This window comes from Pseudoalteromonas sp. 19-MNA-CIBAN-0066 (assembly GCF_040308705.1).
Classification (GTDB): Bacteria; Pseudomonadota; Gammaproteobacteria; order Enterobacterales; family Alteromonadaceae; genus Pseudoalteromonas; species Pseudoalteromonas nigrifaciens.
Genome location: NZ_JBEONZ010000005.1, coordinates 77,298 through 92,315 on the forward strand (window position 1 = coordinate 77,298; position 15,018 = coordinate 92,315).

11 protein-coding genes are annotated in these 15,018 nt (G+C 37.4%); 4 read left to right on the forward strand and 7 right to left on the reverse strand.

Going from position 1 to position 15,018, the window contains the following annotated elements; translation table 11 throughout:
* Window positions 1-153 precede the first annotated feature (153 nt).
* The 6 genes from AAEZ18_RS04960 to AAEZ18_RS04985 all read right to left on the reverse strand — a co-directional run bounded on the left by AAEZ18_RS04960 (window position 154) and on the right by AAEZ18_RS04985 (window position 7,353).
* Entirely contained in the window at window positions 154-1,161 is a 1,008-nt protein-coding gene (locus tag AAEZ18_RS04960) for an isocitrate dehydrogenase (RefSeq protein WP_011330089.1), read from the reverse strand.
* Between the two features lie 187 nt (window positions 1,162-1,348).
* The gene (locus AAEZ18_RS04965) at window positions 1,349-3,031 is read right to left on the reverse strand and encodes a hypothetical protein (RefSeq protein WP_192531851.1); all 1,683 of its coding nucleotides are present in this window, start codon (window positions 3,029-3,031) and stop codon (window positions 1,349-1,351) included.
* A 12-nt stretch (window positions 3,032-3,043) separates the two neighbouring features.
* Window positions 3,044-3,427, reverse strand: coding sequence for a DUF3192 domain-containing protein (locus tag AAEZ18_RS04970; protein WP_011330091.1), 384 nt, complete (start codon window positions 3,425-3,427; stop codon window positions 3,044-3,046).
* 69 nt (window positions 3,428-3,496) lie between these two features.
* Entirely contained in the window at window positions 3,497-4,270 is a 774-nt protein-coding gene (xni, locus tag AAEZ18_RS04975; RefSeq protein WP_350593998.1) for a flap endonuclease Xni, read from the reverse strand.
* A gap of 8 nt (window positions 4,271-4,278) precedes the next feature.
* Window positions 4,279-5,622, reverse strand: coding sequence for a nucleotide 5'-monophosphate nucleosidase PpnN (ppnN, locus tag AAEZ18_RS04980; RefSeq protein WP_011330093.1), 1,344 nt, complete (start codon window positions 5,620-5,622; stop codon window positions 4,279-4,281).
* Between the two features lie 216 nt (window positions 5,623-5,838).
* A complete protein-coding gene (locus AAEZ18_RS04985) occupies window positions 5,839-7,353 on the reverse strand; it encodes a GGDEF domain-containing protein (RefSeq protein WP_350594051.1) in 1,515 nt (504 codons plus the stop codon).
* 226 nt (window positions 7,354-7,579) lie between these two features.
* On the opposite strand from AAEZ18_RS04985, the gene AAEZ18_RS04990 reads away from it, so the two are divergent.
* The 3 genes from AAEZ18_RS04990 to AAEZ18_RS05000 all read left to right on the forward strand — a co-directional run bounded on the left by AAEZ18_RS04990 (window position 7,580) and on the right by AAEZ18_RS05000 (window position 13,982).
* Window positions 7,580-9,367 (forward strand): M61 family metallopeptidase, encoded by a 1,788-nt coding sequence (locus tag AAEZ18_RS04990; protein ID WP_309217421.1) that lies wholly within the window; start codon window positions 7,580-7,582, stop codon window positions 9,365-9,367.
* 165 nt (window positions 9,368-9,532) lie between these two features.
* Window positions 9,533-11,632 (forward strand): sensor domain-containing protein, encoded by a 2,100-nt coding sequence (locus tag AAEZ18_RS04995; protein WP_350593996.1) that lies wholly within the window; start codon window positions 9,533-9,535, stop codon window positions 11,630-11,632.
* A 178-nt stretch (window positions 11,633-11,810) separates the two neighbouring features.
* Entirely contained in the window at window positions 11,811-13,982 is a 2,172-nt protein-coding gene (locus AAEZ18_RS05000) for a S46 family peptidase (protein ID WP_350593994.1), read from the forward strand.
* A 133-nt stretch (window positions 13,983-14,115) separates the two neighbouring features.
* Here the strand turns inward: AAEZ18_RS05000 and AAEZ18_RS05005 are convergent, their stop codons facing one another.
* The gene (locus tag AAEZ18_RS05005) at window positions 14,116-14,448 is read right to left on the reverse strand and encodes a PBPRA1643 family SWIM/SEC-C metal-binding motif protein (RefSeq protein ID WP_179806871.1); all 333 of its coding nucleotides are present in this window, start codon (window positions 14,446-14,448) and stop codon (window positions 14,116-14,118) included.
* A gap of 185 nt (window positions 14,449-14,633) precedes the next feature.
* Between AAEZ18_RS05005 and AAEZ18_RS05010 the strand changes: the two genes are divergently transcribed.
* Window positions 14,634-14,852: a MetJ regulator of methionine regulon gene (locus AAEZ18_RS05010; RefSeq protein ID WP_257025405.1), complete on the forward strand. Its 219-nt coding sequence runs from the start codon at window positions 14,634-14,636 to the stop codon at window positions 14,850-14,852.
* The last annotated feature ends 166 nt before the right edge of the window (window positions 14,853-15,018 follow it).

The window sequence follows — 15,018 nt, forward strand, 5'->3', positions numbered from 1 at the left end:
TTTGTGCTGGAATTAGTTGTTTTTTGAAGTTTGAAAGTGGATAAAAGGAGGTTTTATGCAGTTTTATAAGTTGGAATATTAAAAAGCCAGCAATTGCTGGCTTTTTATATCAGTACGCTTACAAGTACTTATGTATGTACTTTATACTTTATATTACAAACGGTCGATAACAGCTTGAGTAAAGTCTGTTGTACCGTGGCTGCCGCCTAAATCGCGAGTAGTACGATCGCCTGACTTAATCACATCAGCAACTGCACTTCTAATGCGCTCTGCGGTGTCGCCCATGTTTAAATGCTCAAGCATTTGAATAGACGCTAAAATTACAGAAGTAGGGTTAGCTAAGTTTTTACCTGCAATATCAGGCGCACTGCCGTGTACTGCTTCAAAAATTGCAGTATCTTCGCCAATGTTAGCACCTGGTGCCATGCCTAAGCCGCCAACTAAACCAGCACATAGGTCTGATAAAATATCACCAAATAAGTTTGTGGTTACTATTACGTCAAACTCTTCTGGCGTCATTACTAGTTTCATACAGGTTGCATCAACAATCATTTCGGTTGATTCAATTTCTGGGAAACGCTCAGCAACTTCACGCGCTACTTTTAAAAATAGGCCTGATGTAGATTTTAAAATATTTGCTTTATGTACCGCTGTTACTTTTTTACGGCCTTCACGTACTGCTAGCTCGTAAGCAAACGTTACGATTTTTTCTGCGCCTTCGCGAGTAATAACAGATTTTGCTTCTGCTTCGTTACCATCTTCACTTACAATTTGACCAGCGCCAGAGTACATACCTTGGGTGTTTTCACGAATAGTAATGATATCAATATCATCATAACGTGCTTTTGTGCCTACAAACGATTTAACAGGACGTACGTTTGCGTACAAACCAAATTGCTTACGTAGTGTTACGTTTATAGAAGTAAAGCCTTCACCAACTGGCGTTGTTAAAGGACCTTTTAAGGTGATTTTGTTTTTAGCGATAGTATCGATTGTGTCTTGCGGAAGTAACTCACCTGTTTTTTCAAGTGCAGCTAGGCCAGCATCAACAAATTCATAATCAAAATCGCATCCTGCGGCTTTTAGTATTTCAAGTGCTGAGTCGATAATGCTAGGGCCGATGCCGTCGCCTTTGATCACTGTTATGGTTTGTTTGGCCATTAACTTATCCTTTAAAGAGTTTGATTTGCACATAAATTGTGGCTCCGAGGGAGCAACTGCTTGTTAGAAAATTTATGTGAACGAGCTTGAGAATTCAAGGGCGCATTTATACCAATTATTAAGTCATTTTGCCAGTTTATACTATTAATACTGGGTATAACCGCTGCTTATAGTTAAAATAAGTAGCTTAAATACTATCAAACAAAGCTAATGTTTGAAGTTTGTCATAAAAATCGGCTTGATTGTCCCAGCCCTGGGCTATTAATTGCTGCTTAAGTGTTTGCTGTTGCCAAGGTGTTAATGCTGTTTTTGGCTTAAACACGCTTTGTGCTACTACTTTAAATGCTACCCATAGCTTACTTTGCTCAGTGAGTTCGTTTTTAGCTACTTGTTCGGCATCTAATAATGCAAAGGTCCATGGGTTATCACTTAAAAGCGCTGATAACTGCTGATTTAAATGCTTACTATCCATGCTTTCTATGCCAAAAAATGCGCACATAGGTGTATCGGATGATTTATTGGGGGCGTGCGCTATAGGCGTCTTTCTTGAAAGTTGCGTACTACAATGTATTAAAAAGTAATGCGCGTAAGCATATAAAGGCAAACAAATATGCTCAAACTGATATTGCTTATTGTTATAGACCAATAGCCTCATTATATCGACCATACATTTGAGTCGATTAACTAAAAAAGCATGTAAAGGATGCGGAATAGCAAAAACTAGTTGCTCAAACACCACGCGCTGTATAATAGCAGGGGCATTATTGTAGCCAACCATAGACAAACTATGCGTTAAATTTTTAGCGGCTTGATGCTCTTTGTTATACGGTTTAACTGCTTGGCATAAGCTTTTAATAACATTAGGATGTGGGGCTAATAAAGTATTTATATTGTTAAAGCTATACTCTTGTTGCAGTTTAATAAGCCCAATTAGATCATATAATGTGTTTTGGGTACTGGGAGTTGCGGCTTTTATATTTACATATTCAGTATCCCACACTTTATAAAGTATACGTTTATCAGCGCATAGCCATTGTACTGCGTTATCGTTAAGCGTTGCTTTTACCCTGTACCAAACTATTTTGTTCTTTAAGCTTTTAATAAGTATGTGGCGCTGCTCGGCGTCGGTTGCTAAATAAATCATTGCTTGTTCGGCATATAAAACTCGGCTCCCGGGGAGCAAAGGACCAATATGCGCAATTAATGATTTTAAGAGCCGCTGAGCAAATAAATTTGGGGTTCGCAAATATAAGTCGCCTATCGCTTTATAAAAATTTATTTGCTGATTTGCTGCATTACACGTGAGGTTAACTGCCAAAATATTAGCTAACGCCACAATTATTGTGCCGCCATCGTATAACATTATTTTAGGGGTGCTTACTAAAGCGTGTTTATATTTACTCAGTTTAGCTAATACTTGAGTAATACTATGAGCAGGTTGTTTTGCGGTTAGTAATACGCGCGCTGCAAGTTTGTGGCGTAATTGCCATATTTGGCTTTCGGTACTGGTAAACGCTATTTGTTTGGACAGTTTATTAAGTTGAGCGCCTACGCACAAGTGCTCAATTAATGACGCACTAATATACAACTCACTTAGTTCGTCATCGTAATTTTGGCTTACGCACAGTGCGGTTGTTAAAATACATTGGTTAATTACAAGGTTGGTAGCAAAGTCGTACTGAGTTTTATAAAGCATAAGTTGCGCTTGTAGAGCACTCGGGTTTTGCTTATAAAGGGTTCGGTATTGCTCTGCAAGTTTGCACACTAGCGGATAAAAGGTAGGCCATTGTTTTTTATTATTGTATGAAGCTAAAAATAGCTGCGTATGCTCAAGCAACCTTTTTAGCTTTATTGATACAGGCTCATCCATTATGCCGTTTCCCTAACCTGGTTTTAGATATTGATCGTAAGCACTGGGACCCCATAAAATGAGCTGCCCGTTTTTAAATAATAAGCCGGTACATTCATCTATAGTAGTAATGCCGTCAGATGTTTTATGCTGGGTACGATAAAAAACAATTTGCCATACTTGGTCCTCATCACGCTTAGCAAAGGTAAGATCTGGGCTACCTAAATATTCGAGTACACTATTGAGGGTTGCAGTGTCTTCTATTTTTAGCTTTTCGATATAGCGTTTATTATAGGCTTCTCTGTCTTGCCAAATCATAGCTTGTGGATCATCTTTATAAAAAACGATCACTAACGTGGCTATTAGCGCATACAGCCCTAAACCTAAAATTAAATATCTAAAAAACTTTTTGAACATTACTTACTCTACTAACCATCACTGCTAATAGTATACGTATTGTCGTACGGCAGTGCTATTAACTTGCGACTAATTAAGCCTTAACTGCTTTAAACTAAAGCCTAAGTTTATATCGGTGCGTAAACTAACCAGTTGCTTTGAAATAACATACATATCCATATTCTCAGTTAGCTTTTTACGTAAGCTGGCACTAAGAGCATCGTCATTGAGTGCATCCTCGACAGAGCTATAGTTATTAACTAGTAGCTGTGCCGATTTAGTGCCTATGCCTTTTACGCCCGGAATATCATTGGTTTTATCGCCAGCAAATGCCCAAAACTCTACTAGTTTTTTTTGCTCAACGCCAAAGCGTTGCTTAATACTATCTTGATCTAAATAATGTTTTTTAAAATAATCATACACAGCTATATGCTCATTTAAAAAAGGTAAAAAGCCTTTATCAGTTGAGACAATCACACTGCTGATGTTGTTATGTGATGCCTTATTTGCAAGAGTTGCAATAATATCATCAGCTTCATCGTTTATTGGTTCAAACACTACAGTACCGGTTTCTTCAATGGCGGCTTTAAATTGCACTAATGCATCTTTAAGTATTTGTGGCATAGGAGCACGGGAGTGTTTGTAATCTTTATAAAAATGATAGCGCCAACTTTTATCGCCATCAAATACGGCAATGGCATGGGTTGCTTTAGTGCTGCTTAAAAGTTTTGAGCAGGTATGCGCTACACGTGCGCAGCTTGCTTTAAGCATCTGCTCATCACTGTGATGTTTTTGATTCGCGTCAACCGCGTAAATGCGCCTAATTAAATTAAGCGCATCAATAAGTAATAAATGGGGTTTCAATACAGAACTCACGCCTTGATTGTGTAGCAGGGGACATATTTACTGCCGGGTAGTTTCATTCTTCCCTCGTCAACATAAGCTTGTAATAACTTATCCATTGCTTTCATTAAACTAGGCTCGCCACTTAGAATATAAGGCCCATGTTGTTTAATTGCTTTTACGCCTTCTTCTTTAACATTACCGGCAACAATGCCCGAAAATGCGCGGCGTAAATTTGCAGCTAATAACTGTTTTGGTTGTTCTAGGTGCAAGTCTAGGTTCGCCATTTGTTCATGTGATGGTATAAACGGCTGTTGAAAGTCATTTTCTATTTTTAATGTCCAGTTAAAATAGTATGCATCGCCTTGGCTTTTACGATAGTCGCGAACATTAGCCATGGTCGACTTTAATTTTTGCGCTACTAATTGTGGGTTATCTATAATAACTTCAAATTTGCTGAGTGCTTCTACACCCAGTGTCATTTCAATAAAGTGGCACAGCTCTTTAAAGTAGGCTTCACTTTGTTTGGGTCCTGTTAAAATAACCGGTAGGCACTGCTTGTCATTTTCTGGGTGTAATAATATCCCTAATAAATAAAGAAACTCTTCAGCAGTACCAGCGCCACCAGGAAAAATAATGATAGCGTGCGCAGTGCGTATAAAGGCTTCTAAACGTTTTTCTATGTCGGGTAAAATGACTAATTCATTTACAATTGGGTTAGGCGGCTCTGCTGCAATAATGCTGGGCTCGGTTAATCCTAAATAACGATTGTTTTTAATGCGCTGCTTAGCGTGGCCAATAGTAGCGCCTTTCATTGGACCTTTCATAGCGCCAGGGCCACAGCCGGTACAAATGTTTAAGCCGCGCAGGCCCAGCTCATAGCCTACTTGTTTGGTATATTTATACTCAACTTCACTAATAGAATGCCCACCCCAACATACAATCATGCTTGGTTCGCTGTTTACTTTTAGTGCATCGGCATTTCTGAGCATATCAAAAACCATGTGGGTAATGGCTTTTTGTTCTTTAAGATCTTTTTCGTATTTTTGACATATAAATAAAATATCGCGGATCACAGAAAATATATGCTCGTGAATACCGGTAATAATTTCACCATCAACAAATGCGGTATCAGGTGCGTTAATTAGTTCTATTTTTATGCCGCGCTCACGGCTAACTAAACGAATATCAAAGTCTTGGTATTTATCGTAGATGTCGCTACTTTCATCTGTATGGCTGCCTACGTTGAGGACGGCAAGCGCGCAGTTTCTAAATAATCGATAGCGTTCACTAGCGGAAGATTGCTCTAATAAATCAACTTCTAATTGCGACAGTAAATCTAAAACCCCAGTTGGGTTTAACTGTATTAACATCGGCATTCTCCTTGCTGCTTAATACCAATTGAATACAAGCGTTGATTGTTCTAGCAGGTTAAACTCATTTTGGGCACTTGAACTTATATAAGTAATATATAAGGCGCCGTACTTTTTTAGAGCGGTAGCTATAATTAACGACTCATTTAATACAATTGGTATAAAATGTAAAAAACTAGCTAGTTATAAAACTCAAAACAATTGAGCTATATAACATTATTTACGTATACACAGACGATCCCGACCTGCGTTTTTGGCTTCGTATAAAGCATCGTCTGCTCTATCAAATGCCTTTAATAATGTGTCACCTTGTTTAAACTGAGTTGCGCCAAGTGACACTGTAATTTCTATTTGCTTATCTTTAAACTTAAACGGGATCTTTTTTATATTCTTTTTAAGCTTTTCGAGTTGGGGAATGGCATGCTCCAAAGAAGTACCTGGCATTAATAGTACAAATTCTTCGCCGCCATAACGCGCTATAAAGTCAGTTTTTTCTATCGACTTTTGCAAGGCTTTAGCAATAACTTGTAGCGTAATATCTCCAGCAGTATGACCAAATCTGTCGTTTATTGACTTAAAATAATCTACGTCAATTACCACCAGAGTAACATCGGATGCTTGCACATTAAATAAGTGCATTTCGTGGTTATAGCGCTCATCAAACGCAGCTCGGTTTGGCAGTTTAGTTAGGCTATCGAACAGGCTTTTAAAACGTTGATCGTTAAGACGCTTTTTATACTTTGTGAGTTTTTTTTCTAGGCTGCCAATACGATTATTTATTTCATCAAAGCTGGTTATAAGTACTTTGCGATCTTTGCGTTCAAGTTCTTCTTTGGCAATAAAATCTTCACCGAGGGATTTTAATTCATGATCAACCAATTTTCTTAACGATGAAATTGAAGTGGTACTCTTAGTTTGTTCATTAAGATTATTAATTTTAGTTTTTATACGCTTATTTAATACGTCAAACTCAATTCCCATAGATTCGGAATGTTTACTGGTCGAAAAAATCGAATGGTGTAACTCTTCTAAGGTTTTATTTAAAGACACTAAAAAGCTTTGCGCTGATTGGCGCTCGTTATTAATGTTTTTTACAATAATACTAATAATTTCAATCGCCGCAGCGAGTAAGTCATCTACTGTATTACTTTGTAAAATAGTGGTTCTTATCGATTGAATTTGCTCAGCTGCTTCATCTTCAAGTACCAGCTGGTGGGCAAGTTCTAACAACTTTTTAGCAATTGCTGGAGTATCGGTATGTTGTTCTGCGGGTATTGCATTAAATTTAGTGTGCAATGCTTGGTTATAAATAGTAATTAATTGATTTAATAGCGGTATAAAACCATGGGTTGACTGAACGGCATCAAGTTCATTATCTAACAAGTTACGCAGTGTTCTGCGTGTGTTGTCAGGTAAACCATTGGTTTTTTGTAATTGTTTACCTGCATTTTTTACACTTGTGCGTAAATCGCGTTGATGAGCGAGTTGAATGGCTTCTTGGTTTTTTAAAAGTACTAAAATATCATTAATTAACGGCGATAAGTGCTCAAAGCTAACTCCTTTATTAAGTGCGCTTCTAAATTTGGCTAGGCGATTATCTAATTCAATATCAAGACCCTTACAGCTTAAAGATAATTTAGCTGCAAAATTTGACAGAGTATCTACTTGAGTTTTCCTTGCGCTCTCAATTACTATTCGTTGTTCAATAGCTTGTTTGAGTTTTTTGTCCATAGGATTAGATTTATCAGGCACCTAAACATACCGCCATTGTGTTAATTAGTATCAGTTAAGTTTACAACAAATTTATATTAAGTGTAGTTATCTCATTAAAAACTTTGTGTTTTTAATGAGATATTGCCAATAAACGTATCTAAAAGTCTATTTATCGCTTTTAATTCACTTTTAAATAGCGCCTTGTTAGTCTTCTTTACACACTAAGTTATCTTTATGAGCCATTATGAAAAAGCTATTAGCGCTGTCTATTTTAGCCGCATGTTCAGCCCCTACGTTTGCTGATGTAAATTATTCATTAAACATTTCTCAGCCACAGCACCACTTAGGTAATGTTACGGTAGAGTTTCCCAAAACGGCACAAGCGCATTTAGACATTAAATTACCTGCATGGCGCACTGGGCGTTACGAAATATTAAATTTAGCCAATGGGGTGCGTTACTTTGATGCAAAAGACAGTACGGGTAACCCCCTAAAGTGGGAAAAAATTGATCACAGCACCTGGCGTGTACATTTAAATAAACCAACTAAAGTTAACTTAGCATATCAAGTATACGCAAATGAGCTTGGCAAACGTGCGCGCCATATTGATGACAGCCATGCATTTATTGATGCATCAGGCTTTTTTATGTTTAGTGACTCATTTCGCCAAGAACCCGTTACGGTTAATTTAGAGGTGCCTAAACAGTGGCGCTCTGTTTCTGGAATGAAAAATAACAAAGGTAAAAATACATTTAAGGCGGCAGATTATGACGTACTTGTAGACTCACCAATCGAGACAGGTATTAACCAATTACACACCTTTAAAGTTGATGGCCGTGAATACGATTTAGTTATATGGGGCGATGGTAATTATGATGTAGAGCTCATGCTAACTGATCTAAAAAAATTAGTGGCTACTGGTAATGTAATTTGGGATGGCTACCCGTATGAACGTTATGTATTTATGGTGCATGCAACATCGGGAGCGGGTGGTGCTACTGAACATTTAAATTCGACTATTATTCAGCGCCCGCGAGACCGATTTGCGAAGCGCGAAGATTACTTAGCCTTTATAAGCACTGCGGCACATGAATTTATTCATACTTGGAACGTTAAAGCATACCGCCCAGCGGGCCTTACACCTTACGATTACACCAATATGAATTACTCTAAATTACTTTGGATAGCAGAGGGCTCAACCAGCTATTTTGAAGATCATTTATTAGTGCGTTCAGGCATTCAAAGCACTGATGAGTTTTTTAACCTACTGAGTAAAACAATTAATCGTCATCTACAAACACCTGGTCGCGAAGTACAAAGCGCCAGCGAAACCAGCTTTGATAAGTGGATAAACCAAGGCGGGGACCACGCGCGTAATTACTCTACTAACATTTATTCAGAAGGCTCATTGTTATCTCTTGCTTTAGATATTGATTTACTAGAAAAAAGCCAAGGTAAAATAAGTTATCGCGATGTACACAAGGCACTTTATAAGCAACATAAATTACCTGCAGGTTTTACTTCTTTAGATGTACTCAATATTTTAAAAGACCTAACCGGGCGTGATTACAACACTTGGTGGCAAACTAATGTCGACTCGCCAGCTTCACTAAATTTTGACGAGTTACTCAATAAAGTAGGTTTAACATTTGAGCGTCCAGAAAAAGCGAAAGCCTTAGCGAGTATAAATGCTGTGGCAAAAAATACCGGCCAACTCCTTACGCTTTCGCATGTTAAACGCGGTGGCAGTGCATGGCAGGCAGGCTTAACAACAGATGATAAAATTGTTGCTATTAATAAGCATCACGTTGGTAAGGATTTAACCAGCAGCCTAGAAATGTATAAAGTAGGGGATAAAATTACAATTGATTACATTCGCCGCGATGCACTTGCTAGCACCAGTTTAGTTTTATCAGAAGATTTTGATAAACCTAAAAAGGTGATTGCTAATAAGCAAGCATCGAGTGAACAAAAGGCGTTGTTTAAAGCATGGATAGGTGTTGAGCATCCTAATAACGCTAAAAAAGATTAACATTAATGAGTTAAAAACTAATAACTAAAAGGAGCAACGGCTCCTTTTTATTTTTACACTCTTATATTGCCGCATTACCTAAAAGCATTTATTCGCTCCTTTAAGTGTTAATTTAATTATTTCGTTCTATTATTAACATTAAGTATTGTTTAGTAATTAATCAGAATGAAATCTAAAAATAATATACATACTTTAGCTCACCAATATGTTGTTAATGACCCATTACATCAATTATTTGATGCTGTGAATGCTATTTCTGTACAGGGGTATGATGAACAACGCCGTGTTATTTATTGGAATAAAGGCAGCGAAGTACTCTATGGCTATACAAAAAGTGAAGCAACAGGTAAGAAAATTGAAGACTTAATTATACCAAGTGATTTACAAGAGATAGTGATTGCTGCCCATACTCATTGGATCACAAAAGGAATAGAAATTCCTGCAGCAGAGCTAACTCTTCGTGATAAAAATAATAATGATGTTTCGGTGTTTTCAAGCCATGTAATGTTTATAAATCAATATGGCATTAAACAAATGTATTGTATTGATATTGATTTAACCGATGTTAAACAGGCGCAAGAACAGGCTATGTTTAGAGAGAAAATGTTGGAAACAATATTTGAGGCTATTCCTGATCTATTTTTTGTAATGCAAGAAGATGGCAAAATCCTTGATTATCAAGCCAGCAGCAGTAGTAGCAGTAATCTTTATGCTTTACCTCAGCAATTTATTGGTAGCAGTATGTTTGATTTATTACCAGACGATGTTAGCAGTAAGTTTAGAAAAAATATTTCCCAAGCCTTAAGCCAAAAACAAATGGTGAGCTTTCAATATCAACTAACTATGTCGCAGGGAGCTGTGTACTTTGAGGCAAGAATTAACCATGTTTCGCAATACCAGCAAGTTATGGTTATTATTCGAGATATTACCGAGCAGCACGATGCAGAAGAGCTGATCCGTAAACAAGCTTATTATGATAATTTAACCTCTTTACCTAACCGCTTTTTAGCACTTGACCGACTATCGCATATGCTTTTTGAAGCACAAAGAAACAAGGGGCATGTGGCTGTACTTTTTATTGATTTAGATAACTTTAAAAAAGTAAATGACTCGTTTGGCCATGAACTAGGCGATAAGCTACTGGTTAAATCAGCTGCAAGATTACAGCAAGTCATTCGCAAAGAAGACACCATAGGGCGTTTAGGAGGAGATGAATTTATTGTACTGTTGCGGGGTATTAATAGTCATTATAACGCAATAGATATTGCAGAAAAGCTACTGAAAAGTTTTACCTCGCCATTTAAAATTGAAGGGAGAGAACTTGTACTCACTATGAGTATTGGGGTTGCTATGTACCCCGAAAATGGCGATACAGCGTCTGATCTTTTACGCAATGCAGATACGGCAATGTATCAAGCAAAAGCCTTGGGACGTAATAGTTACTCGTTTTTTACTCCACAAATGAACGTAGTAATTCAGCGTCGCCTTGCGATAGAGGAGCAGATGCAAGGTGCGTTACAGCGTAATGAATTTGAACTATATTACCAACCGCAGTTAGATGTTAAAAATAAACATGTTACTGGCGCGGAAGCTTTGCTACGTTGGTATAACCCAGTGCTGGGGAATATACCGCCCGATGAATTTATTCCAATAGCCGAGCATAATGGATTGATTATCCCCATTGGGAAGTTTGTTATTAAGCAAGCCTTACAGTTTTTAAAAAAATGGCAAAATCAGTGCTTTAATAAAGGGCAACACCATAAATATACTATGGCTGTTAATTTATCCCCAAGTCAATTTAGAGACACATCCCTACTTAGTTTTATAAAAGACACTCTTAGCGAGCTAGATGTAAAGGCTAAATATTTAGAGTTAGAAATTACCGAAGGGGTGTTAATGAATGCTAAATTGAATATAAATGACACCTTGCAAGAAATAACTAAATTGGGCATAAAGCTATCAATGGATGACTTTGGTACTGGGTATTCATCATTAAGCTATTTAAGGCAGTACCCTTTTAATGTTTTAAAAATAGATCGCATGTTTATTAATGGCATTACATCCAAAAAAGAAGACTGTAATTTAGTCAAAGCAACTATAGCCATGTCGCATAGCTTAGGGTTAACCGTGGTTGCAGAGGGAGTGGAAACGAAAGAGCAGCTTGTTTTACTTGGTGAGTTAAATTGTGATTTTGTTCAAGGTTACTATTTTAGTAAGCCATTACCTGAGGAGTTGTTATTGGATTTTTCACCAAGGTTTTTATAAATAATCACATATTATATAAAGTAGTTATAAGTAAATACAAAATATAGCTGCCACAATTTGCTATTAACGCTATATATGAGGGTTTATAGGCCACATTGTAACAATTTATTACCACGGTATTGACCTGCATAATACTTCACGAGTAACCTGTTATAGAAACAATAAAAAGGACTCTATAATGCGTTTAACACCTCTTGTCGCTACAATAGCATCAACTTTAGCAATTACACTCTCAAGCACTGCAATTGCAGATGAAGGCATGTGGCAACCACATCAGCTTCCAGAATTAGAATCAATATTAAAAGCCAAAGGGCTTGAAATAGATGCTAAATCTATTTCAAAATTAACCGAATTCCCGATGAATGCGGTAATTAGCCTAGGTGGTTGTACGGCATCATTTGTATCGCCAAAAGGTTTGGTGGTAACAAACCATCACTGTGCTTATGGCTCTATTCAATACAACTCAACAACCGATAATAATATTTTAAAAAATGGCTTTTTAGCTAAAACTCCAGCGCTAGATTTACCCGCAGCTCCTGGCTCTCGTGTTTATGTTACTAAAACCGTAACTAACGTTACCGACAAAGTAATTAAAGACACTCAAAAGTTAAGTGCTAAAGCACGCTACGATGCCCTTGAAAAAAACGAAAAAGCATTAGTAGCTCAGTGTGAAGCCGATGAGAGCTATCGTTGTAATGTGTATTCGTTTCATGGTGGCTTAGAGTATTACCTCATTAAGTCGCTAGAAATAAAAGATGTACGCTTAGCATACGCTCCCGCTATGGGCGTAGGTAAATATGGCGGTGATATAGACAATTGGATGTGGCCGCGCCATACCGGCGACTTTGGTTTTTACCGTGCGTATGTAGGAAAAGATGGTAAACCAGCACAGTACAGCGAAGATAACGTACCTTATGAACCCGATTCTTACTTAAGTGTAAGTGCTAAAGGTGTGCAAGAGGGCGACTTTGTAATGGTAACAGGCTATCCGGGGCGTACTAACCGTTACCGTATTGCTGCAGAAGTAGATAACGTATTTAACGACAGCTATCCTAAAGCGCGTGAACATAATTCAAAATACGTAGCACTTATTGAAGAAAACGCAGAGGACGGCAGTAAAGCGCGTATAGCTTACGAAAGCACTATTGCAGGTTACAATAATTACATTAAAAACTATGGCTCAATGATAGAAAGCTTTAAAAAAGGCACCATGTTTGAGCGCAAAAAACAGTTTGAGCAAGAACTAACTCAATGGATAAATAGTGATAAAACACGCAAGCAGCAATATGGCGATGTTTTAAATGAGCTATCGGCATTAGTAACGCAATCGCAACTGCATAGCGAGCGCGATCGTATGTTAGGTTATGTACACAGATCACAAATGATCAGTACCGCTCGCAGCTTATACCGTTTAGCGTATGAGCAACAAAAGCCAAATGCAGAGCGAGAGTCTGGATACCAAGAGCGTGACTTACCGCGCATTAAAGCTGGGCTTGAGCGTATGACGCGTCGCTTTGATGCCAATGTAGATAAAGCTATTTTACTGCACTTTTTAGAGCTTTATGCCGCACTTCCGAAAGAAGAGCGCTTTAGCGAGGTTGATAAGGCATTTAAACTACAAAATGGTTTTGATAAAGCGAAACAAAGTGCATTGCTTGAGCAAATGTATACTAAATCAACACTTGATAACGAACTTGTACGCAATTCATTGTTTGAGCAATCGTTTAGCCAGCTAAACCAAAGCCAAGACCCATTTATGCAATACGCTAAAGCGATATTTGCAGTAATGAAAACTGAAGAAGATAAATCAAAAGCACTTGCAGGCAAGTTACAAGCTGCTCGCCCACAATTAATGAGCGCTATTATTGCCTTTAATAAAGCACAAAATAAGGCCGTATATGCAGATGCAAACAGCACATTACGAGTAACTTACGGCACGGTAGGAGGCTACTCACCACAAGATGGTTTAGTGGCAACACCATTTACGTCATTAGAAGGTTTACTGGCTAAAAATACCAATGTAGCGCCATTTAATGCACCTAAAAAGCTACAACAGCAAATTAAAGCGAAACTTTACGGTGATTACACCGGCGGCATGAACACAGTACCTGTTAACTTTTTATCAAACGTAGATACAACCGGCGGTAACTCAGGCTCGCCAACACTCAATGGTAAAGCCGAGCTGGTGGGTTTATTGTTTGATGGCGTATATGAAAGCATCATTGGCGATTGGGATTATAACCCAGAACTAAACCGCTCAATTCACGTAGATTCTCGTTACATGCTATGGGTAATGGACAAGGTAGATAATGCCCAAAATTTATTAGATGAAATGAAAATAGTAAAATAAGTTAAGCGCAAAAATAAAGCCGAACCTTTATTTTAGCTGAACTTTATAGCAAATAATAAAATGCCACTTGTTATTAACAGGTGGCATTTTTATATTAAAGAATGAGAAAGGAGATTAAATTATGAGCTATAATTTAAGCACAACACTTTTTATACTTTTTACCACTACCGCATAAACAAGGAGAGTTACGCTCAGGGACTTTATCGAATACTTGCGGTGTAGACTTAACCAGCGCGAATTCAAGCTCTCTTATATCTTCATCACTTTGAGTATTAAGCTCTACTGTAGCAAATAACCTATGTTCTTGTACTATTGCTTCTACTTCTAACTTGCGTTGTGGTGAATTAACCACTAACGATAATGGATGAAGCTCGCTGCCCACTTTTTCATTGCGCTTAGGACTAAAACCGTTACTGTTATTTTTACCCATTATATCGGGCTTACCCATAAAGAAAAATTTAGACATTATACTTATATAACCGTTCTACATTATTTAGACGGCGTATCCTAACAGCTTAGGCATAATATAACTAAGATGTACGCACTATTAGCCAATTTAAATAGTGAAGTTAAAAGTAGCGTTAATAAGTATAACGTCCTATCAAACTATCAATATTAAACTAAGCACTTAAATTAAAAGTGAGCATACCCATGGAAAGTTTAAAAATTGGATTATTAATATCGGCAAGTATTATTATACTTATTGGTTATTTACGCATTATTACAGATGAAAAAGGTAATATAAATTTAAATAATTATAGACTAACAGGGGGAGTATTATTGGTGTGCAAAGGGATATATAAAGGCACGTGCGACCTGATTGCAGGTGAGACATCAAAAAATATGAATCTGCATGTATTATTTATTTAGGCGTAATACTCTTTATTATTGGTTTTAGTTTACAGCTAAACTAGTTATAGCTTTAAAAGTTAACAGTGGTTGTTTTTAAAGGTTAAAAATTTCAATTGTCATTAGTATATTTCAAGTGCACTTAGTAGCATATAAGTGCTAATTTAACGCTAAGTAAATTAATAAC